Below are 19,628 nucleotides of genomic sequence, written 5' to 3'. Positions count from 1 at the left end.
CGGCGGGCGGCGCGGCGATCGCGCTGGCCGCGCTGCTGGCGATCACCGCCGGCGCGCTGCTGCAGAAGCGCAGCGGCGTGGCGCCGGCCGATGGCCTGGCGATGCAGACCGCGATCGGCCTGGCGATGAGCCTGGCCTGCCTGCCGCTCGCGCCGGGCGGATCGCTCGGCGCGGCGCTGCGTTTCGACGCCAGCCCCGCGCTGCTGATCGCGGTGCTGTGGCTGGGCCTGGTGATCTCGGTGGCGGGGCAGATGCTGTTCTACCGGCTGATGCGCGACGGCGACGCCGTCAACGTGACGAGCCTGTTCTACCTGGTGCCGGTGGTCACCACGCTGATGGATGCGATCGGCTTCGGCCACCTGCCGGGCCGGCTCGAGATGCTCGGCATGGCCGCGATCCTCGGCGGCCTGGTGCTGGTGTTCCGGCATGCACCCGATCGTGCGCTGCGGCAAATGAAAGCTCGTGGAAATACTTCGGAAAGCGAAACATGAAACCGTGGGCGCCGATCGTTGCCGGGAGGTGTTTCTTCGGATTCGCAACAATCCGGAAGGCGAAATTCGGCGTTTCCTTACCTATACTCGAATCAACCGCGCGCGAATCACGCGCGGATGACAGATCGAGACGGGAGACGAACATGGGCTACTTCACGATCGGCGATTTCATCCTTCTGATTCCGATGGCGCTGGCCGGTGCGCTGTTCCTCGGCGCGGTGCCGTGCGGCACGCACAACATCCGGCACAACGTGCTGCGCGTGCTGGGTGCCGCGCTCGGGGTCGGCGTCGCGTTGCTGCTGGTCGAGGGATTGCCGGCGCTGATCTAGCGGCACCGGCTGAACGCTCGATGAATCGACGACGCGCGCCCGGCGCGCGTCGCCTCCAGCCTTTATCGCGCCGCAAAGGCGCGAGCCTCGATCAGATCTCCTGGTCGGTGGACGGCTTTTCCCACAGATTGATCCCGCCTTCGGTCGCGTAACGATCGATCTCGGCCAGTTCCTCGGCCGTGAAGTCGAGCCGCTTCAAGGCACCGACGTTCTCGCGCACCTGCTCGGCCCGGCTCGCGCCGATCAGCGCCGAGGTCACGCGATTGCCGCGCAGCACCCAGGCCAGCGCCATCTGCGCCAGGCTCTGGCCGCGGCGCGCGGCGATCTCGTTGAGCTTGCGCACATGCTCGATGTTCTGCGCGCTCAGGTGCTCGGCCTTCAGCGAGCCGCCGCCCGGCTTGTTGACGCGCGCATCGTCGGGAATCCCGTTCAGGTATTTCGAGGTCAGCAGGCCCTGCGCGAGCGGCGTGAAGGCGATGCTGCCGGCGCCGGTCTCGTCGAGCGCGTCGAACAGCTCGCGCTCGGGCCAGCGGTTCAGCAGGTTGTAGGCGGGCTGGTGGATCAGCAGCGGCACGCGCTCCTCGGCCAGCAGCCGGGCGATCTCGCGCGTCTTGGCGGCCGAGTACGAGGACACGCCCACGTACAGCGCCTTGCCCTGCTTCACCGCCGTGGCCAGCGCGCCGGCGGTTTCCTCCAGCGGCGTATGCGCGTCGAAGCGATGCGAATAGAAGATGTCGACATAGTCGAGGCCCATGCGCGCGAGGCTCTGGTCGAGGCTCGCCAGCACGTACTTGCGCGAGCCGCCGCCGCTGCCGTAGGGGCCCGGCCACATGTCCCAGCCGGCCTTGGTCGAGATCAGCAGCTCGTCGCGATAGGGGCGGAAATCCTCCTTCAGCAGGCGGCCGAAGTTGATCTCGGCGCTGCCGTAGGGCGGCCCGTAGTTGTTGGCGAGATCGAAGTGGGTGATGCCGAGATCGAAGGCGGTGCGCAGGATCTCGCGCTGCGTGGAGAGCGGCGTGGTATCGCCGAAGTTGTGCCAGAGGCCGAGCGACAAGGCCGGCAGTTTGAGGCCCGACTTGCCGCAGGTGCGGTACGGCATGTCGGCATAGCGTTCGGATGCTGCTTCGTAGGCCATCGAGGAATCCCCTGTCGAGTCGAAGAAGGCCGCCCGGCGCTGCGCGTGGAGCACGCGGCCGGGCGGACGGGAAACGCGAGCCGCCCATGGTAGCGGGCCCGACGCGTTCGCGCAGCGTCGTCGCGACGGCATGGACGCGATCGCGCCGCTAACCTACACTGCGGCGTCCTGATGATTCGTTACAGCGAGGAAAACCATGACCCGAGCGATCTCGGTCGCGCTGATCGTCGGCGGCATCGTGCTGCTGTATTTCGGCGGCCAGTCCTTCCATTCGTTCAACGACAGCCTGTCGCGACTGTTCACCGGCTCGCCCGCCACCAAGACGATCCTGCTGATCGCGGGCGGCACGGTGGCGATGCTGGCCGGGCTGATCGGCCTGGCGATGCCGGGCGGCAGGCGCTGAGGAGGACAGGTACGCGCCTGTCGCGCGTCGAAACGAAAAACGGGCGACCGATCCTGGATCGGCCGCCCGTTTTCGCATGGCGCCTGTCGCCGGCTCGCGCCTCAGAGCCGAACGTCGGGCTTCGAGGCCGAGCGCGAGCCCGGCAGCGGGCGATTGCTTTCGGCGTGATAGGTGTAGACCAGCGAGAACTTCACCTGGTCGCTGCGATTCTGCCCGGCCGAATGCAGCGTGTTGCAGTGGAAGAACACCACGTCGCCGGGGCTCAGCTCGGGGCAGACCGCGCGATCGATCAACGCGCGATTGGCCGGCAGGTCGCCGCGGAAGAACTTCGCCTCGTCGAAGGCCTCGGCGCCGAACTCGGCCGTATGCGAACCGGGCACCAGCCACAGCGCGCCGTTGGTATTCGTCTCGGCGCCCACCGCGAGCCATACCGAAACCAGATCGGCGCGCTCGAAGGCCCAGTAGCGGAAATCGCGATGCCAGCCGGTCAGGCTGCCGTACATCGGATGCTTGGTCATCATGCAGTTGTGATGCACGCGCGAGAGCAGCGCCGTCTCGCCGAAGTAGGCCTGCATCCAGGCGGCGATCTCGGGGGCGGTGGCGCGCTGGGCGAACTCGGGCGCGCGCGAGTGGGCGTCGAGCAGGCGCCGCACGGTGCGCCCGCCCGGCGCGTCCTTCGATTCGGGGGCGCCCGGGTAGCGCAGGTCGGCCTCGAACTCGAGCGGCTCGGCGGCCTCCCGCAGTTGCCGCTCGGCGACGGCCTTCAGCACCGCGCAGGTCTCGGGCGCGACCAGCCCCCGGGCGATCACGTAACCGTGCTCGCGCAAGTCGGCGATTTGCGCGCGAATCATCTCGGACTGCGATGAGGACATGGGTGGCTCGATGTCGTTTTTATGAATCGATGATTGTAAGACGGCGGGGATTGATCCGGAACCCGGCATTGTCGGCGACAGGGATATGTCGGGCCGGCTTGCGCGGCAGCATGGCGGGGCGCCGGAGCGCGGAACTGTCGCGCGGCCCGGGCGACTAACCCGGCGATGCGCGTGCCGCGCCGCCCGTGGGCCGGAATCAGGGTTGTCTCGACTTCTGGGCGTCACGGATCGCCGGTAGGCTGGCGGCGCCTGTCATTTCGACCGGCGCGGCCTATTTTGGCATCCGCTACCATGCAGCGGCACCTTGCCTGGGGCCCATTCACTCAGGTGTCGGAAGCCGGTCGCGCGACTGCGCGCAGCCGATCCGGCACTTTTACGAGCCAAGTCACACCGTCATGTCCTTCAGTCTCACCTCCCGCCTGAACCGCGCCGCCAAGCGTCTCGCCCCGCTCGAACCCCGCCGGATCGTCCGTGCGCTGCGCCACCATCACGCCCGCACGCGCGCGCTGGCGAACCGCGCGATCACGCCGGCCGCGCCGCGCCTGGGCGGCCTGCGCAGCTGGCTGCATGCGTTCCTGGCCACCATGCGCGCCCACGCGAGCGCGCGCCGCCTGGGCCTGCCCGCGCTGCTGCGCAAGCCCTCCTCGCTGCGCCTGCTCACGCTGCGCCGCGCCAACGGCCCCCGCCGGCGCGTGAATCGCCCGCGCCGCCTGTCGGCCAGCGCCGGCTGGTTCGCGTTCGGCGCACGCTGAAGCACGGCTCCGGGCCAACGGCCCGGACCGCCGCCGGGCACGCCGCCTGCGCGGCATTCCTCATACCGATCGTCTTGGCGGCGGTGGGCGTGTTCCTGCCCTGTTGCCCGCGCCCCTCGTTCGCGCCCTCGTCCGAACCCGCGACGGGCAATAAAAAACCCCGGCCAGGCCGGGGTTTTTTCATCTGCCGTCAGGGACGGCGCAGCGCAACGCTCAGACCGCGACAGCCGGTTCGACGCCGGCCGCTTCGGCCAGCGCGAGCGCCTTGTCGGTCGCTTCCCAGGTGAATTCCGGCTCGGCGCGGCCGAAGTGGCCGTAGGCGGCGGTCTTCTCGTAGATCGGGCGCAGCAGGTCCAGCATCTGCACGATGCCCTTCGGACGCAGGTCGAAGTGCTCGCGGACCAGCTTGGTGATCGTGTCGTCCGACACCTTGCCGGTGCCGAAGGTGTTGACCATCACCGAGGTCGGTTCCGCCACGCCGATCGCGTAGGAAACCTGGATCAGCGCGCGCGAGGCCAGGCCCGCGGCGACGATGTTCTTGGCGACGTAGCGGCCCGCGTAGGCGGCCGAACGGTCGACCTTGGACGGATCCTTGCCCGAGAACGCGCCGCCGCCGTGCGGTGCGGCACCGCCGTAGGTGTCGACGATGATCTTGCGGCCGGTCAGGCCGCAATCGCCTTGCGGGCCACCGATCACGAAACGGCCGGTCGGATTGACCAGGAACTTGATGTCGCCCTTGATCAGCTCGGCCGGCAGCGTCGGCTTGATGATCTCCTCGATCACGGCTTCGCGCAGTTGCGGCAGGTCGATGTCCGGCGCGTGCTGCGTCGACAGCACCACGGTGTCGATCGCGTGCGGCTTGCCGTCGACGTAGCGGACCGTGACCTGCGACTTCGCATCCGGGCGCAGCCAGGGCAGGCGGCCGTCGCGGCGCAGGTTGGCCTGGCGCTCGACCAGGCGGTGCGACAGGTAGATCGGCAGCGGCATCAGTTCCGGCGTTTCATCGCACGCGTAACCGAACATCAGGCCCTGGTCGCCCGCGCCCTGGTCGAGGTTGTTGTCGTGCGCGCGGTCCACGCCCTGCGCGATGTCCGGCGATTGCTTGTCGTAGGCGACCAGCACCGCGCAGCCCTTGTAGTCGATGCCGAAGTCGGTGTTGTCGTAACCAATGCGACGAATCGTATCGCGCGCGATCTGGATGTAGTCGATGTTCGCGGTGGTGGTGATTTCACCCGCGAGCACGACCAGACCCGTGTTGCACAGCGTTTCGGCGGCAACGCGGGAGTATTTGTCTTGCGCGAGGATGGCGTCGAGGATCGCGTCGGAGATTTGGTCGGCGACCTTGTCCGGATGGCCTTCGGAAACGGATTCGGACGTGAAGAAGAAGTCGTTTGCCACTTTGTTCAAGCTCCTTGGTGGTTACGGTTGCATTCACGTAGCCAGCTTCGGTTGCTTGTTGAAGTGGCGACGCTTTAGCGGATTCCTTGGTCCGGATGAGCCTGGTAGACCCGTCCGGCTTCGCCCCGCAAGTTGTCAGTTAACTCGGCGAAGCCCGTATTATATCGGCTTTCTCCCTTTGTCACACAAGAGCGCCGTGGTGTTTCCGCCGATCCTCATTCTGAATTCATTTCTTTATTCGCCGGCCTTTCGCGCCGCCGCGGCAGCGCGGGGCCGCGCATGCTAGCGCGCCTGGGAACGCAATTCGCGTTGCTGCTGCTCAAGCTGTTCGCGCTGCTTCCATATGGCGTGACGGCCCGCTTCGGCGATGGTCTCGGCTGGCTGCTCTATCGCATCCCGAGCCGGAGAAAACGCATCGTACATACGAATCTGAAACTCTGCTTTCCCGAGTGGAGCGAGGCGCGGCGCGAGGAAATCGCCGGCCGGCACTTTCGTCATGCGATTCGCAGCTACGTCGAGCGCAGCGTGCAATGGTTCGGCTCGGAGAAGAAGCTCGCCAGGCTGATCGAGGTGGACAGCGCGATCGACCTGACCGATCCGGACCTGCCGCCCACCCTGTTCCTGGGCCTGCATTTCGTCGGCATCGAGGCCGGCTCGATCTGGCTGAACCGCTCGCTGCAACGCACCTGCGGTTCGTTGTACCAACCATTCTCGAACCCGCTGCTGGAAGCCGAGGCCAAGCGCGCGCGCGGCCGCTTCGACGCCGAGATGGCGAGCCGCGCCGACAGCGCGCGCATCGTGCTGCGCTGGCTGCGCGACCGCAAGCCGGTGATGCTCGGCGCCGACATGGACTACGGCGTGCGCAATTCCACCTTCGTGCCCTTCTTCGGGATTCCTACCTGCACGCTGACGGCCGTGGGCCGGCTGGCCAAGACCGGGCGCGCGCAGGTAGTGCCCTTCATCGGCGAGGTGCTGCCGAACTACAAGGGGTATCGCCTGCGCGTGTTCAAGCCCTGGGATCACTACCCGACCGGCGACGACGATCTCGACGCGCGCCGCATGAACGCCTTCCTGGAGGAGCAGATCCCGCTGCTGCCGGAGCAGTACTACTGGGTGCACAAGCGCTTCAAGACGCGGCCGCCGGGCGAGCCGGGGTTCTATTGAGCGTCGCGCGCGACGGGGCGCGACCCCGCGCTGGTCGGACGAATCGGCCGGGCAAGGCAAGAAGGCCGGGATGGGTAATCCCGGCCTTCGTCGTTTGGGGTTGCCCCGCGCTGCGGACCAGGGTTCAGGCGCGAGCCCGAATCACCTTGGGCATGCCTTTGGCGCGAGCCTGCGCCAGATCGTAGGCGAGTTGCTCGGCGAGCCAGAGATCGGCCCGGCCGCCGTTCTCGATGCCGAGCCAGCCCTCGATGCGCAAGGCCATCTCCGGCGAGATCGCGGCCCGGCCGTTGAGCACGCGCGACAGCGCGGCCCGCGTCACGCCCAGCTGGGCCGCGGCCTCGGTGACGGTCAGGCCGAGCGCGGGCAGCACGTCTTCGCGCAGCGTTTCGCCGGGATGTGGTGGATTGGAAATGCGCGTCATGTCGCGAACCCTGTCGGTCAGTGATAGTCCAGGTAGTCGACGAGGATCGCGTCCTCGCCGTCGAATGCGAAGATCAGCCGCCAGTTGCCGCTGACCCTGACGGAGAAATACCCGCCCAGCTCGCCGCCGAGCGCATGCAGCCGCCACCCGGCGAGATTCATGTCCCGCGCGCAACAGGCGATATCGAGGCGCATCAACTGACGCCGAAGCCGCGACGCATGGTCGGGCCGAATACCTGCCTTGCTGCCGTAAAGGAAAAACGCTTCAAGACCCTTGTGACGCCACGACTTGATCATGGACCTCCCGATCTATGTCCGTGCCGGCGCCATCGCCGGCGGCCATTCATCGGGGAACGAAGGAATTTGTCCAGGCCGCGTGTGCAGCGAGCAGCCACACTATACGCAACGCCATGGTCCCGAGTCAACGGCCAAGAGCGGCCATTGTGCGTGTCCAGCCATCTCGTAATCGCTCGCCCCCTGCGCGCTGGCCATCCGGCCAGGCGTCGCCGCGAAAAGGCCGCGCCGTCCCTCGCGTCCACCCCGCCCCCCATTGCCGGCCGGCACTCCATGTATCATTCACGCTCAGGCTGGCGCGCGTGTTCGCGAACCGCGCGGCGGGGCCGCCCAGGCCCACCCAGTCCCGTTTCGACAGGCAAACCTGGAACACCGTGAAACTTCCGTTCACCAAGATGCAAGGCGCCGGCAACGACTTCGTCGTGCTCGACGGCACCGCCGGCGATCTCGGCCTCACGCCCGAGCGCGTGCGCGCACTCGCCGATCGCCATTTCGGCATCGGCGCCGACCAACTGCTGCTGGTCGAGCGGCCGAGCCTCGACGGCGTCGATTTCAAGTACCGGATCTTCAATTGCGACGGCGGCGAGGTCGAGCATTGCGGCAACGGCGCGCGCTGCTTCGTGAAGTTCGTGCGCGACAAGGGCCTGACGGACAAGACCACGGTGCGCGTGCAGGTCAAGCACGGCGTGATCACGCTGAGCATGCAGGACAACGGCGAGGTGGTGGTCGACATGGGCTCGCCCGTGTTCGAGCCGGCCCGCGTGCCGTTCGACGCGGCCGGGCTCGAGGGCCGCCGCGACGGCGCCGATACCGTCTACCCGCTCGAGGTCAACGGCGCGACGCGCTGGATCTCCGTGGTCTCGATGGGCAATCCGCACGCGGTGCAGTTGGTCGAGGACGCCGAGGCCTTCGCGGTGCTGGAAGACGGCCCGGTGATCGAACGCCACACGCGCTTCCCGCAGCGCGTCAATGCCGGCTTCCTGCAGATCGTCTCGCGCCGGGAGGTGAAGCTGCGCGTCTACGAGCGCGGCGCCGGCGAGACGCTCGCCTGCGGCACCGGCGCCTGCGCCGCGGTCGCGGCCGGGATCCGGCGCGGCCTGCTCGATTCGCCGGTGGCCGTCCAGACCCACGGCGGCACCCTGACGATCCACTGGGACGGCGCGCGCGACCAGGCCGCGCCGCTCTACATGGCAGGCCCCGCCGTCACCGTGTTCGACGGCGCCATCGAACTGGCCGACTGACCGCCACGCCCCCGAACCCCAAGCGCACCGGAACCCTGACGCCTTATGAACGAACGCGACGTCGCCGACTACCTGCTGGCCAACCCCGAATTCTTCGCGCGCCACGCGGAGCTGCTCGCCTCGGTCAAGCTCGCGAACCCGCACGGCAAGGCCGCGATCTCCCTGCAGGAACGGCAGATGGAGATGCTGCGCGACAAGAACAAGCTGCTCGAGCGGCGGCTCGCCGAGCTGCTGCGCTACGGCCACGAGAACGACGGCCTGTCGACCAAGTTCAACCACTGGATCTCGCGCGTGATCGCCGAGCGCGACGCGCATGCGCTGCCGCGCGCGATCGCGGGCGGGCTGGCCGAGGTGTTCGACGTGCCGCAGACGGCGCTGCGGATCTGGGACGTCGCCGATACCTACGCGCAGGCCGAATTCGCGCGCAACGTCGGCGAGGAAGTACGGCTGTTCGCCAACAGCCTGGCCACGCCCTATTGCGGCGCGAACTCGGGCTTCGAGGCGGCGCAATGGCTGGCGCCGGTCGAGGCGCAGCCGGCCGCGGCCCTGGCAGAAGGCGCCGAGGCTGCCGAGGCCGGCGCCCGGCCCTCGGGCGCGGCCGAATCGATCGCGCTGATCGCGCTGCGCGCCCCCGAAGCCGGGGAAGGCGCCCCCAGCTTCGGCCTGCTGGTGCTCGGCTCGCCCGATCCGCGCCGCTTCCACGACGGCATGGGCACCGATTTCCTGACGCGCATCGGCGCGCTGGCCAGCGCCGCGCTCACGCGCCTGCTGCCGCACTGAACGAGCGCGCCATGACCGACGATCCGATCGCTGCCTACCTGTCGTACCTGCAGCACGTCAGGCAGCTCTCGGAACACACGCTGCGCGGCTACGCGCACGAACTCGACGCGCTGCTCGCGTTCGCCGACGGCCGCCCGCTGGCGAGCCTGGGCGCGGCCGACATGCGCGGCGCGGTGGCGCGCGCGCATGCCGGCGGCCTGTCGGCGCGCTCGATCGCGCACCGGCTGTCGGCCTGGCGCGCCTTCTACCGCTGGTACGCGCTGCGCGTGGAGATGCCGGCCAACCCGGTGGCCACGGTGCGCGCGCCCAAGCGGGCGAAGACCTTGCCCAAGGCGCTGTCGGTGGACGACGCCAACACGCTGATGGAGTCGCCGTTCCCGGATACGCCCGAGGGCCTGCGCGACCACGCGATCCTCGAGCTGTTCTATTCCTCCGGCCTGCGCCTGGCCGAGCTGGTCGGCCTCGACGTGCACTACACGCAGGCCGACGGCTACCGCTCGGCGAGCTGGCTGGACCGCGAGCAGGCCGAGGTCAGCGTGCTCGGCAAGGGCGGCAAGGAACGCAAGGTGCCGGTCGGGCGCAAGGCGCTCGAGGCGCTCGACGCCTGGCTCGCGGTACGCGCGGGCTGGGTGCGCGCCGATCCGCATCCGCTGTTCCTCTCGGCGCGCGGCAAGCGCATGTCGCCCGGCGTGGTGCGCGAGCGCGTCAAGCGCGCCGCCCTGGTGGCCGGCATCCCCGCCAACGTCCATCCGCACGTGCTGCGCCACTCGTTCGCCACCCACGTGCTGCAGTCGAGCGGCGACCTGCGTGCGGTGCAGGAGCTGCTCGGCCACGCCAGCATCTCGGCCACCCAGGTCTATACCTCGCTCGACTTCCAGCATCTCGCGCGCATCTACGACAGCGCGCATCCGCGCGCGAAAAAGCGCGACTGACGCGCGCCGCGCCCTCCTTGCCCCGCCGCGTGCCCCACGCGGCCCGATTCGATACCGACATGCATACCGTTACGCTCAAGCCGTCGAAAGACAAATCCCTGCTGCGCCGCCATCCCTGGGTCTATGCCAATGCGATCGAGCGCGTCGACGGCAAGCCCGCCGCCGGCGCCACCGTGCTGGTGCGCTCGCACGACGGCCGCTTCCTGGCGCGCGGCGCGTTCAGCCCGGAATCGCAGATCCGCGTGCGCGTCTGGAGCTTCGACGAGGCCGAGCCGATCGACCACGCCTTCTTCAAGCGCCGCGTGCAGCGCGCCGTGGCCCATCGCCAGGCGATGGTGAGCGACACCGAGGCGGTGCGGCTGGTGTTCGGCGAGGCCGACGGCCTGCCGGGCCTGATCGTCGACTACTACGTGGCCGACGGCCTGCCGGCCGAGCTGCCCGTCGGCCAGTCGCCCGCGGCCACGCCGCCCTCGGCCGAGCGCCGCGGCCAGCTGGTCTGCCAGTTCATGGCGGCCGGCGTGGAGGCCTGGAAGGAGGCGATCGTCGCGGCACTGACGGCGGCCACCGGCTGCCCGAACGTCTACGAGCGCTCGGACGTGTCGATCCGCCAGAAGGAAGGCCTGGAGCAGGTCACCGGCGTGCTGGCCGGCGATGCGCCGCCGCCGACGCTGATCGCGCGGGAGAACGGCGTGCGCTACCACGTCGACGTGCCCAACGGCCACAAGACCGGCTTCTACGTCGACCAGCGCGACAATCGCGCCCTGGTCGGCCAGCTCGCGCGCGAGCGCGAAGTGCTGAACTGCTTCTGCTACACCGGCGGCTTCTCGCTGGCCGCGCTGGCCGGCGGCGCCCGCCGCGTGGTGTCGATCGACTCCTCGGGCGACGCGCTGGCGCTCGCGCAACGCAACGTGGCCGCCAACGGCCTGGACCCGGCCCGCGCCAGCTGGCTCGACGCCGATGCGTTCAAGACCCTGCGGCGCCTGGCCGACGAGGGCGAGCGCTTCGACCTGGTGGTGCTCGATCCGCCCAAGTTCGCGCCGGCCCGCGAGCACGTCGATCGCGCCGCGCGCGCCTACAAGGACATCAACCTGAGCGGCTTCCGCCTGCTGCGCCCGGGCGGCCTGCTGTTTACCTATTCGTGCTCGGGCGCGATCGACATGGACCTGTTCCAGAAGATCGTGGCCGGCGCGGCGGCCGACGCGCGCGTCGACGCGCGGATCCTCAAGCGGCTCGGCGCGGGCGTCGACCACCCGCTGCTGACGGCCTTCCCGGAAGGCGAATACCTGAAGGGCCTGCTGTTGCAAATCGCCTGAGCGCCCCGATCTGGGATTGCCGCGACGCGCCCCGGCCGAACGGCCGGGGCGCGGGCGCTTGACAACTATGTTTCAATAGGTGGTTCCGCGTGCGCGCCGGCAGGCCGGCGCGGCACCCAGATTCCGGCAGTTTTGACCCCGTTTCACGAACCAAGGCGATCGACATGGCCACCCCAGTCACCATCCTCACCGGCTTCCTCGGCAGCGGCAAGACCACCCTGCTCAAGCGCATCCTGAACGAACAGCACGGCATGAAGATCGCCGTGATCGAGAACGAGTTCGGCGAAGAGAACATCGACAACGAGATCCTCGTGCAGGACAGCAACGAGCAGATCATCCAGATGAGCAACGGCTGCATCTGCTGCACGATCCGCGGCGACCTGGCCCGCGCGCTGGAGGACCTGGCCGCGCGCAAGCGCGAGGGCAAGCTCGATTTCGACCGCGTGGTGATCGAGACCACCGGCCTGGCGAACCCGGGCCCGGTGGCGCAGACCTTCTTCATCGACAGCCAGATCGCCGACGATTTCCTGCTCGACGCGATCATCACCCTGGTCGACGCCAAGCACGCCAACGCCCAGCTCGACGAGCACGAGGTGGTGCAGCGCCAGGTCGGTTTCGCCGACCGCCTGTTCATCACCAAGGCCGACCTGGTCGACGAGGCGGCGCTGGCCTCGCTCAAGCACCGCCTGATGCACATGAACCCGAAGGCGGCGATCCGCCAGGTCGACTTCGGCCAGGCCGACATCAAGGAAATCTTCGACCTGCGCGGCTTCAACCTGAACGCCAAGCTCGAGATCGATCCGGATTTCCTGGTCGAGGACGAGCACGACCACGCGCATCACGGTCACGACCACGGCCATGACCACGGCGACCATGCGCACTGCGATCACGACCACGGCCATTGCGATCACGACCACGGCCATTGCGAGCACGACCACGAGCATGGTCACGGCCACCACCATCACCACGCCCACCACGACGACAAGATCAAGTCCTTCGTCTATCGCAACGACCGCCCCTTCGATCCGACCAAGCTCGAGGACTTCCTCGGCGGCATCCTGCAGATCTACGGCGAGCGCCTGCTGCGCTACAAGGGCGTGCTCTACATGAAGGGCGTGGACCGCAAGGTGGTGTTCCAGGGCGTGCACCAGATGATGGGCAGCGACCTGGCCGGCAAGTGGATGCCGATCGAGAAGAAGACCAACAAGATGGTCTTCATCGGCATCGACCTGCCGCAGGACCTGATCACCGACGGCCTCGACGCCTGCCTCGCCTGATCGCGCCGGGCCGGGCCTGCCGCCGTGCGCGGCTGGTTCGGCCGGCCCGTGCCGCGGCGGGTTCGCGCCGCGTAACCTGGTCGCCCACGCAGGTCGCCCGCGCCACGCTCGCGCCAACCGTTTGGCGCATCGGCGCCGCGCGCTTTCGCGGCTGATCCCTGGCCGATTCCGGGCCACCCTTCCGCTCGCCGGCCAGCCTGCCGCCATCCCTTCGCCGCCCCCTGTTCCCGCCTCGCGCATCCTTCGGTTCGCGCCGCACCGGCCGGGCAGGCACACGATTTGATCCCGTCATCGCTTTTTCGCGCTTTGCAGGTTATATTTTTAGGATATCGGGGCGGCACGGCGGTGGAATCCCCTGATGCGGAGCGGCGAAGCGATTCAGTTACAATACGTGCCCACTGGATGGCGGCAGTAACAGGCCCGGTTCTTGCATGACTCGCCGGGCAACACCGGCATCGCCCCCGCAAGCCGGCTTCGGGCCGGGCGCGGGAAGCACCGCGGATCGCGTCACGGCGCGAGCGGGCCGGACCAGGGGTACCGGGCTAACGGTACCGGAGGCTTTCGGCCCCGACAACGGCAAATGATTGGCAAACCATGACAAAGGCCGTTGCGGGTAATCCCAAAGTGCGGGCAATATCTCGCGATTTGCCGCACATTGAAGAAGCAAGCAGATGACGAACAAACTCTTGACCGAAGCCGAAATCCTGAAGATGAGCGAGAAGGATTACATGAATGACGATCAGCTCGCGTTCTTCAAAAATCGACTCGAACAGCTGCAGGCGGAAATCCTCCGCAATGCGGGCCAGACGACCGAGAACCTGCGTGAAACGGTGATCGTGCCGGATCCTGCCGATCGCGCGACGATCGAAGAGGAACACGCACTCGAGCTGCGCACGCGCGACCGCGAGCGCAAGCTGCTCAAGAAGGTCCAGCAGTCGCTCGCGCGCATCGATTCCGGCGATTACGGCTGGTGCGAGGAAACCGGCGAACCGATCGGCATTCCGCGCCTGATCGCGCGCCCGACGGCCACCCTCTCGCTGGAAGCCCAGGAGCGCCGCGAGCTGCGCCAGAAGCTGTTCGGCGACTGATCCGCCCGGCGCGGCCGCTTCCCGCGCCACCTCACGCTGCTTCGACAGAGCGCGCGGCTTGCCGCGCGCTTTTTGTTTTTCGGGCCGCCCGCCTTGCCCGGCCGGCCTTGCGCCTGTCCGCAGCCCCGGCCGCCGGCGCCCGCGCCGCCCCGCTTCGGGCATTCCCGCTCTTGATATCGCCTCGGCTGCCCTAACATGTCTGCAATACGCGCGGTGCGCCCCGGTGGCCGCGCCGCGCGTCGCCAGGGCGGCGGTGCCCCGCACCCCCGCGTCCTCCCCGGATTCTCTGAAGGAACGCAGATGGAGCAATATCACGGCACGACGATCGTCTCCGTGCGCCGCGGCGAGCAGGTCGCGCTCGGCGGCGACGGCCAGGTCACGCTCGGCAATATCGTCATGAAGGGCGGCGCGCGCAAGGTGCGCCGCATCTACAACAACCAGGTGCTGGTCGGCTTCGCCGGCGGCACGGCCGACGCCTTCTCGCTCCTCGACCGTTTCGAGGCCAAGCTCGAGAAACACCAGGGCAACCTGACGCGCGCCGCCGTCGAACTCGCCAAGGACTGGCGCACCGATCGCATGCTGCGCCGCCTGGAGGCGATGCTGATCACGGCCGACAAGACCACCACCCTGGTGATCACCGGCAACGGCGACGTGCTCGACCCGGAAGGCGGGATCTGCGCGATCGGCTCGGGCGGCTCCTACGCCCAGGCGGCCGCGCGCGCGCTGGCCGAGAACACCGAGCTGTCGCCGGGCGAGATCGTCAAGAAGGCGCTCACCATCGCCGGCGACATGTGCATCTACACGAACCACAGCCACATCATCGAAACGATCGAGTAAGGACGCCGACATGAGCACCATGACCCCTGCCGAGATCGTCTCGGAACTCGACAAGCACATCATCGGCCAGCACAAGGCGAAGAAGGCGGTGGCCGTCGCGCTGCGCAATCGCTGGCGCCGCCAGCAGGTGGCCGAGCCGCTGCGCCAGGAAATCACCCCCAAGAACATCCTGATGATCGGGCCGACCGGCGTCGGCAAGACCGAGATCGCGCGGCGCCTGGCCAAGCTGGCCGACGCGCCCTTCATCAAGATCGAGGCCACCAAGTTCACCGAGGTCGGCTACGTCGGGCGCGACGTCGACAGCATCGTGCGCGACCTGATCGAGATCGCCGTCAAGCAGACCCGCGAATCGGAAATGCGCAAGGTGCGCTCGAAGGCGCAGGACCAGGCCGAGGACCGGATCCTCGACATCCTGCTGCCGCAACCGCGCGCGGTGGGCTTCGGCTCGAACAGCGAGACCGCCAACGACGACAACAACGCCACGCGCCAGACCTTCCGCAAGCGCCTGCGCGAGGGCGCGCTCGACGACAAGGAGGTCGAGCTCGACATCGAGCAGCCGCAGGCCGGCATGGACATCATGGCGCCGCCGGGCATGGAAGAGATGACCGAGCAGATCCGCTCGATGTTCTCGAACATCGGCGGCGGCAAGAAGACGCGCCGCAAGGTCAAGATCAAGGAAGCGCTGAAGCTGCTGAGCGACGAGGAAGCCGCCAAGCTGCTCAACGACGAGGAAGTGAAGACGCGCGCGGTGCAGAACGTCGAGCAGAACGGCATCGTGTTCCTCGACGAGATCGACAAGATCGCCTCGCGCAACAACGAGGGCGGCGGCGGGGAAGTGTCGCGGCAGGGCGTGCAGCGCGATCTGCTGCCGCTGGTCGAGGGCACCACGGTCAACACCAAGTACGGGATGATCAAGACCGACCACATCCTGTTCATCGCCAGCGGCGCCTTCCACCTGTCCAAGCCGAGCGACCTGATCCCCGAGCTGCAGGGGCGCTTCCCGATCCGCGTCGAACTCGATTCGCTGTCGGTGAAGGATTTCGAGTCGATCCTGGTGGCCACCGACGCGAGCCTGGTCAAGCAGTACCAGGCGCTGCTCGCCACCGAGGACGTGCAGCTCGAGTTCGCCGATGACGGCATCCGGCGCCTCGCCGAGATCGCCTTCTCGGTCAACGAGAAGACCGAGAACATCGGCGCGCGCCGCCTCTATACCGTGATCGAGAAGCTGCTCGAGGACGTCTCGTTCGCGGCCGGCAATCACGCCGGCGAGGCGGTGACGATCGACGCGGCCTATGTCGACCGCGCGCTCGGCGAGGTCTCGAAGGACGAGGACCTGTCGCGCTACGTGCTGTAAAAAACGCCGCAGGAATGAAAAAAAGGGCGGACCCGCGTCGAGCGGGCCGCCCTTTTTTCATGCGCCGCGCCGGCGCTGCCGCCGGCGCCGGCCGCTTACTGCCGCACCGGCCGCTTGGCCAGCTTGCGCTGCAGCGTGCGCCGATGCATGTTCAGCGCGCGCGCCGTCGCCGAGATGTTGTTGTTGTTCTCGGCCAGCACGCGCTGGATATGCTCCCATTCGAGCCGGTCGACTGACAGCACCACCGGGTTCTCCAGCGCGTCCTCGGCCTGCACCTCGCTGGCGTTGGTCTGCAGCGCGGCGAGGATCGATTCCACGTTGGCGGGCTTGGACAGGTAGTTGTCGGCACCGTCCTTGACCGCCTGCACGGCGGTGGCGATGCTCGCGTAGCCGGTCAGCACCAGGATCCGCGCATCGGGCTGCAGGTCGCAGAGCGGCGCGATCAGCGACAGCCCCGAATCCTCGCCGAGATGCAGGTCGACCGTGATGAACTCGAATTTCGACGCGCTCGCGAGCTTCAGCGCCGCATCGCGCGTATGCGCCTGCTGGACGAGATAGCCGCGACGCTCGAGGCCCCGCGCCAGCGTGCCGGCAAATACCTCGTTGTCGTCGATGACGAGGAAGTGGTTGTCGCTCATCGTTTTCTCCTTCGGGTCAGCGTATGGTTAAGCGGTGGCGGGGCGAGGCGGCACGGGCGGGCCGCTCAGGCGATCAGCCCCGCCGATGGGTCCGCGCTCGCGGCCTGGCGCGTCACGGGCAGCCGCAGCAGGGCGCGCGTGCCGCGCGGCGCGGCGTCGGCCAGCTCGATCGTGCCGCCCAGCCGCGAAGCCGCGCTGAAGGCCAGGTAGAGGCCGACGCCATGGCCGCCCTGGGTGCTGTCGACCGGCGCGGTGCCGAGCGATTCGCGCAGCGCGGGCGGGATGCCGGGGCCGTTGTCGACCACCTCGAACACGATCGTGTCGCGCTCGCCCTGCCGCGCGAGCCGCGCCTGCAGGGTCACGCGATCGCGACTCGCGCGTGCCGCGTTGTCGAGCAGGATGGTGAGGATCTGGCCGACCGCGACGGTATCCTCGAGTTCCAGGCCGGCCGGCCCCGCGCCGATCTGCTCGAACTCGACATGCGGATGGCGCAGCCGCCAGTGACGGCCGAAGGTGTCGAGCCAGGTGGCCAGGCTCTCGCGCGCGGCCGGCCCCGAGGCGCGGCTGCGCAGCCGCGCCAGCGCCGAGGTGCATTGCGTCATCTGCTCGTCGAGCACCTTGAGGTCGGCGTCGTAGCGCGCCAGGCCCGGATCGTCGCGCGCCGCGTCGCGCAGCTCCTCGGTCAGCATCGCGATGGTCGACAGCGGGGTGCCCATCTCGTGCGCCACGGTGGCGGCCTGCACGCCCAGCGCGACCGCCCGCTCGTCGCGCAGCAGGCGCTGCTGCGCCTCGCCGAGCGCGGCGTCGCGCTGGCGCAGCGCATTCGACATGCGCGCCACGAACCAGGCGATCAGGCCGACCGAGACCAGGAAGTTCACGCCCTGGCCGGCGCGGTAGTAGTCGAACAGGTTGGCGGGATTGTCGAGGTTGAGCGGCACCGAATTGAAGCCGAGCGCGAAATAGCAGGCCACCGAGAAGGCCGCCAGCCAGACCATCAGGTGCCAGGGCAGCACCGCGGCCGCGATCGCCAGCGAGGGCAGGTAGAGCGAGACGAAGGGATTGGTGGTGCCGCCCGAGAGGAACAGCAGGGCCGAGAGCGCGCCGATGTCGACCCACAGCTGGCCCATCAGCTCGAAGTTGGTTTCGGGGCGGGCGCGCAGCACGCGCAGCCAGGTCAGCGCGTTGAACACCACCTCCAGCGCGATCACGCTGAGCATGGCGGGCAGCGGCAGGTTGGCGCCGAAGAACACCTGGGCGACCGCGATCGTGACGAGCTGGCCGATGATCGCGAGCGTGCGCAGCCAGAACAGGTTGCCGAGGTTGACGCGGCCGGTGGTGGTGATTCGTTGCATCATCATCGGCGCAGTTTACTCCGTGGGGCGGGAGCGGCCGGCGTCTCTTCGAGCGGCGCGGCGGGCATGCCGGCGGCGCGGGCGGCCTGCTCGGCGAGCGCGGCAGCCAGGCATTCGGGGCAGAGGCAGGCGCCGGTCGCCTGGGGTGCCTGGGCCGAACCCGCCGTCGCATCGGCCGCGGGCCGCAGCGGCGGCAGCGCCGCGCACCAGCAGACGAACGGCTCGGCACCGGCCGAAGCGCCAGCCGCCGAACCCGCCTTCGGCGCGCCGCAGTCGAACGCGGCGCCGCAGTTCGGGCAGGAGCCCGAGCAGGCGCGCCGCGCACTGCGGCTGGCTGGAACGGCGGTTGCGGCGGGTCGTGGCATCGTCGCGCGGATGGCTGGGGAACAATCCGACAAGCATAGCGCGCCGGCCCGCGATTGCCTCAGCGGCGCCCCGCTGATCGCGCCCTTTTGTCGCACAAAAACCGCATCGAAACAGGGCTGGCGCAAGCTTCGTCCGAATGGCCGAAAATGCCCAAAAACCGCATGCTGCACTGCGCCAGTTGTGTACAATTCGCCGTGTTTCGCCGTCCCGCTTCACGTTTCAACCGCCCCGAACCCGAGTCCGAGCCATGTCCGATCCCATCGACCTCTCGCAGATCGCTCCCACGCTGAAAGCCGAAATCCTCGCGGAAGCGCTGCCGTACATTCGTCGCTATCACGGCAAGACCGTGGTGATCAAATACGGCGGCAACGCGATGACGGAAGAGCGCCTCAAGCAGGGCTTCGCGCGCGACGTGATCCTGCTGAAGCTGGTCGGCATCAACCCGGTGATCGTCCACGGCGGCGGCCCGCAGATCGACACCGCCCTCAAGAAGATCGGCAAGCAGGGCACCTTCATCCAGGGCATGCGCGTCACCGACGAGGAAACCATGGAAGTGGTGGAGTGGGTGCTCGGCGGCGAGGTGCAGCAGGACATCGTCACCCTGATCAACCATTTCGGCGGCCACGCGGTGGGCCTCACGGGCAAGGACGGCGGCCTGATCCACGCGCGCAAGCTGATGATGCCGGATCGCGACAATCCGGGTCAGTACATCGACATCGGCCAGGTGGGCGAGGTCGAGGCGATCAACCCGGCGGTGGTCAAGGCGCTGCAGGACGACGCCTTCATCCCGGTGATCTCGCCGATCGGCTTCGGCGAGGACGGCCTGTCGTACAACATCAACGCCGACCTGGTGGCCGGCAAGCTGGCCACCGTGCTGAACGCCGAGAAGCTCGTCATGATGACGAACATCCCCGGCGTGATGGACAAGGAAGGCAACCTGCTGACCGACCTCTCGGCGCGCGAGATCGACGCGCTGTTCGAGGACGGCACGATCTCGGGCGGCATGCTGCCGAAGATCTCCTCGGCGCTGGACGCGGCCAAGAGCGGCGTGAAGTCGGTGCACATCGTCGACGGCAAAGCATTCGCGGGTATAGGGCATCAAATAGTCGAGCGCCGCCTGCGCGCGGCGATGCGAGGCTTCGGTGCCGTCGCCGAGCCGGATCAGCCATTCGCGCGCGTGATGCTCGTGGTA

Annotated in this window: 21 protein-coding genes and 2 pseudogenes; 14 read left to right on the top strand and 9 right to left on the bottom strand. The window is 68.4% G+C overall.

All coding sequences use genetic code 11. The annotated features are described in order from the left end of the window. Both F3J10_RS26510 and F3J10_RS26505 read left to right on the top strand, forming a co-directional pair. A partial coding sequence (locus F3J10_RS26510; RefSeq protein ID WP_167243356.1) for a DMT family transporter occupies positions 1–491 on the top strand: 491 nt, incomplete at its 5' end. Between the two features lie 143 nt (positions 492–634). Further along, the gene (locus F3J10_RS26505) at positions 635–820 is read left to right on the top strand and encodes a hypothetical protein (RefSeq protein ID WP_013699699.1); all 186 of its coding nucleotides are present in this window, start codon (positions 635–637) and stop codon (positions 818–820) included. Positions 821–911: 91 nt separating this feature from the next. Here the strand turns inward: F3J10_RS26505 and mgrA are convergent, their stop codons facing one another. After that, a complete protein-coding gene (gene mgrA, locus F3J10_RS26500) occupies positions 912–1,955 on the bottom strand; it encodes an L-glyceraldehyde 3-phosphate reductase (RefSeq protein ID WP_025100316.1) in 1,044 nt (347 codons plus the stop codon). 196 nt (positions 1,956–2,151) lie between these two features. On the opposite strand from mgrA, the gene F3J10_RS26495 reads away from it, so the two are divergent. Continuing rightward, positions 2,152–2,358, top strand: coding sequence for a DUF3185 family protein (locus F3J10_RS26495; protein ID WP_013699701.1), 207 nt, complete (start codon positions 2,152–2,154; stop codon positions 2,356–2,358). A gap of 101 nt (positions 2,359–2,459) precedes the next feature. Here F3J10_RS26495 and F3J10_RS26490 read toward each other — a convergent pair whose 3' ends face one another. Next, positions 2,460–3,299, bottom strand: a complete 840-nt coding sequence (locus tag F3J10_RS26490) for a phytanoyl-CoA dioxygenase family protein (RefSeq protein WP_240155715.1) — start codon at positions 3,297–3,299, stop codon at positions 2,460–2,462. 326 nt (positions 3,300–3,625) lie between these two features. Here F3J10_RS26490 and F3J10_RS26485 point away from each other — a divergent pair, with 326 nt between their 5' ends. Continuing rightward, entirely contained in the window at positions 3,626–3,982 is a 357-nt protein-coding gene (locus tag F3J10_RS26485; RefSeq protein ID WP_013699703.1) for a hypothetical protein, read from the top strand. A gap of 213 nt (positions 3,983–4,195) precedes the next feature. Here the strand turns inward: F3J10_RS26485 and metK are convergent, their stop codons facing one another. Continuing rightward, a complete protein-coding gene (metK, locus tag F3J10_RS26480) occupies positions 4,196–5,380 on the bottom strand; it encodes a methionine adenosyltransferase (protein WP_013699704.1) in 1,185 nt (394 codons plus the stop codon). 279 nt (positions 5,381–5,659) lie between these two features. Between metK and F3J10_RS26475 the strand changes: the two genes are divergently transcribed. Next, positions 5,660–6,544, top strand: a complete 885-nt coding sequence (locus tag F3J10_RS26475; protein WP_013699705.1) for a lipid A biosynthesis lauroyl acyltransferase — start codon at positions 5,660–5,662, stop codon at positions 6,542–6,544. Between the two features lie 124 nt (positions 6,545–6,668). Here the strand turns inward: F3J10_RS26475 and F3J10_RS26470 are convergent, their stop codons facing one another. Further along, positions 6,669–7,031, bottom strand: a complete 363-nt coding sequence (locus F3J10_RS26470) for a HigA family addiction module antitoxin (protein ID WP_323637566.1) — start codon at positions 7,029–7,031, stop codon at positions 6,669–6,671. Then, the gene (locus F3J10_RS26465) at positions 6,983–7,261 is read right to left on the bottom strand and encodes a type II toxin-antitoxin system RelE/ParE family toxin (protein WP_013699707.1); all 279 of its coding nucleotides are present in this window, start codon (positions 7,259–7,261) and stop codon (positions 6,983–6,985) included. The genes F3J10_RS26470 and F3J10_RS26465 overlap by 49 nt, the downstream gene beginning before the upstream one ends. 371 nt (positions 7,262–7,632) lie before the next feature. On the opposite strand from F3J10_RS26465, the gene dapF reads away from it, so the two are divergent. The 8 genes from dapF (at position 7,633) to hslU (ending at position 16,080) form a co-directional block, all read left to right on the top strand. Then, on the top strand, positions 7,633–8,499 hold the full coding sequence (dapF, locus tag F3J10_RS26460; RefSeq protein WP_166916006.1) for a diaminopimelate epimerase: 867 nt from the start codon (positions 7,633–7,635) through the stop codon (positions 8,497–8,499). Positions 8,500–8,544: 45 nt separating this feature from the next. Next, positions 8,545–9,279 carry a DUF484 family protein gene (locus F3J10_RS26455; RefSeq protein ID WP_167243354.1) on the top strand — a complete coding sequence of 245 codons (735 nt, stop codon included), beginning with the start codon at positions 8,545–8,547 and terminating at the stop codon, positions 9,277–9,279. Positions 9,280–9,290: 11 nt separating this feature from the next. After that, a complete protein-coding gene (xerC, locus tag F3J10_RS26450) occupies positions 9,291–10,211 on the top strand; it encodes a tyrosine recombinase XerC (RefSeq protein WP_036034691.1) in 921 nt (306 codons plus the stop codon). A 59-nt stretch (positions 10,212–10,270) separates the two neighbouring features. Then, positions 10,271–11,524, top strand: coding sequence for a class I SAM-dependent rRNA methyltransferase (locus F3J10_RS26445; protein ID WP_167243353.1), 1,254 nt, complete (start codon positions 10,271–10,273; stop codon positions 11,522–11,524). 164 nt (positions 11,525–11,688) lie between these two features. Next, positions 11,689–12,801, top strand: a complete 1,113-nt coding sequence (locus F3J10_RS26440) for a GTP-binding protein (protein ID WP_167243352.1) — start codon at positions 11,689–11,691, stop codon at positions 12,799–12,801. Positions 12,802–13,472: 671 nt separating this feature from the next. After that, a complete protein-coding gene (gene dksA / locus F3J10_RS26435; RefSeq protein ID WP_013699713.1) occupies positions 13,473–13,889 on the top strand; it encodes an RNA polymerase-binding protein DksA in 417 nt (138 codons plus the stop codon). Positions 13,890–14,189: 300 nt separating this feature from the next. After that, positions 14,190–14,726 carry an ATP-dependent protease subunit HslV gene (gene hslV / locus F3J10_RS26430; protein WP_013699714.1) on the top strand — a complete coding sequence of 179 codons (537 nt, stop codon included), beginning with the start codon at positions 14,190–14,192 and terminating at the stop codon, positions 14,724–14,726. 10 nt (positions 14,727–14,736) lie between these two features. After that, positions 14,737–16,080 carry an ATP-dependent protease ATPase subunit HslU gene (hslU, locus tag F3J10_RS26425; RefSeq protein ID WP_013699715.1) on the top strand — a complete coding sequence of 448 codons (1,344 nt, stop codon included), beginning with the start codon at positions 14,737–14,739 and terminating at the stop codon, positions 16,078–16,080. 95 nt (positions 16,081–16,175) lie between these two features. Here the strand turns inward: hslU and F3J10_RS26420 are convergent, their stop codons facing one another. The 3 genes from F3J10_RS26420 to F3J10_RS26410 form a co-directional block, all read right to left on the bottom strand. Then, on the bottom strand, positions 16,176–16,718 hold the full coding sequence (locus tag F3J10_RS26420; RefSeq protein ID WP_013699716.1) for a response regulator transcription factor: 543 nt from the start codon (positions 16,716–16,718) through the stop codon (positions 16,176–16,178). Positions 16,719–16,783: 65 nt separating this feature from the next. Continuing rightward, a complete protein-coding gene (locus F3J10_RS26415; protein WP_036052934.1) occupies positions 16,784–18,070 on the bottom strand; it encodes an ATP-binding protein in 1,287 nt (428 codons plus the stop codon). Positions 18,071–18,072: 2 nt separating this feature from the next. After that, positions 18,073–18,435, bottom strand: coding sequence for a cysteine-rich CWC family protein (locus F3J10_RS26410; RefSeq protein WP_167243351.1), 363 nt, complete (start codon positions 18,433–18,435; stop codon positions 18,073–18,075). A gap of 248 nt (positions 18,436–18,683) precedes the next feature. Between F3J10_RS26410 and argB the strand changes: the two are divergent. Further along, positions 18,684–19,514: pseudogene (argB, locus tag F3J10_RS26405) on the top strand (acetylglutamate kinase); the annotation flags it as partial. On the opposite strand, the pseudogene F3J10_RS26400 reads toward argB, so the two are convergent. Further along, positions 19,497–19,598 (bottom strand): annotated as a pseudogene (locus F3J10_RS26400) (Phenylacetic acid catabolic protein); the annotation flags it as partial. The pseudogenes argB and F3J10_RS26400 sit on opposite strands and share 18 nt — an antisense overlap. Between the last annotated feature and the right edge of the window lie 30 nt (positions 19,599–19,628).

Origin of the sequence: Burkholderia sp. Cy-637 (assembly GCF_011753175.1) — a bacterium.
Classification (GTDB): Bacteria; Pseudomonadota; Gammaproteobacteria; order Burkholderiales; family Burkholderiaceae; genus Burkholderia; species Burkholderia gladioli.
Note: the sequence above shows the minus strand (reverse complement) of the source record. Positions and strands in the feature narration are given on the sequence as shown.

Bases quoted from the DNA above. Each gene is read 5' to 3' on its own strand.
- hslU (WP_013699715.1), top strand. From the start codon at position 14,737: ATGAGCACCATGACCCCTGCCGAGATCGTCTCGGAACTCGACAAGCAC.
- dksA (WP_013699713.1), top strand. From the start codon at position 13,473: ATGACGAACAAACTCTTGACCGAAGCCGAAATCCTGAAGATGAGCGAG.
- F3J10_RS26490 (WP_240155715.1), bottom strand. From the start codon at position 3,299: ATGCCGGGTTCCGGATCAATCCCCGCCGTCTTACAATCATCGATTCAT.
- F3J10_RS26505 (WP_013699699.1), top strand. From the start codon at position 635: ATGGGCTACTTCACGATCGGCGATTTCATCCTTCTGATTCCGATGGCG.
- F3J10_RS26420 (WP_013699716.1), bottom strand. From the start codon at position 16,718: ATGAGCGACAACCACTTCCTCGTCATCGACGACAACGAGGTATTTGCC.
- hslV (WP_013699714.1), top strand. From the start codon at position 14,190: ATGGAGCAATATCACGGCACGACGATCGTCTCCGTGCGCCGCGGCGAG.
- xerC (WP_036034691.1), top strand. From the start codon at position 9,291: ATGACCGACGATCCGATCGCTGCCTACCTGTCGTACCTGCAGCACGTC.
- F3J10_RS26440 (WP_167243352.1), top strand. From the start codon at position 11,689: ATGGCCACCCCAGTCACCATCCTCACCGGCTTCCTCGGCAGCGGCAAG.
- F3J10_RS26410 (WP_167243351.1), bottom strand. From the start codon at position 18,435: ATGCCACGACCCGCCGCAACCGCCGTTCCAGCCAGCCGCAGTGCGCGG.
- F3J10_RS26495 (WP_013699701.1), top strand. From the start codon at position 2,152: ATGACCCGAGCGATCTCGGTCGCGCTGATCGTCGGCGGCATCGTGCTG.
- F3J10_RS26475 (WP_013699705.1), top strand. From the start codon at position 5,660: ATGCTAGCGCGCCTGGGAACGCAATTCGCGTTGCTGCTGCTCAAGCTG.
- F3J10_RS26445 (WP_167243353.1), top strand. From the start codon at position 10,271: ATGCATACCGTTACGCTCAAGCCGTCGAAAGACAAATCCCTGCTGCGC.
- F3J10_RS26465 (WP_013699707.1), bottom strand. From the start codon at position 7,261: ATGATCAAGTCGTGGCGTCACAAGGGTCTTGAAGCGTTTTTCCTTTAC.
- F3J10_RS26415 (WP_036052934.1), bottom strand. From the start codon at position 18,070: ATGCAACGAATCACCACCACCGGCCGCGTCAACCTCGGCAACCTGTTC.
- F3J10_RS26455 (WP_167243354.1), top strand. From the start codon at position 8,545: ATGAACGAACGCGACGTCGCCGACTACCTGCTGGCCAACCCCGAATTC.
- F3J10_RS26485 (WP_013699703.1), top strand. From the start codon at position 3,626: ATGTCCTTCAGTCTCACCTCCCGCCTGAACCGCGCCGCCAAGCGTCTC.
- mgrA (WP_025100316.1), bottom strand. From the start codon at position 1,955: ATGGCCTACGAAGCAGCATCCGAACGCTATGCCGACATGCCGTACCGC.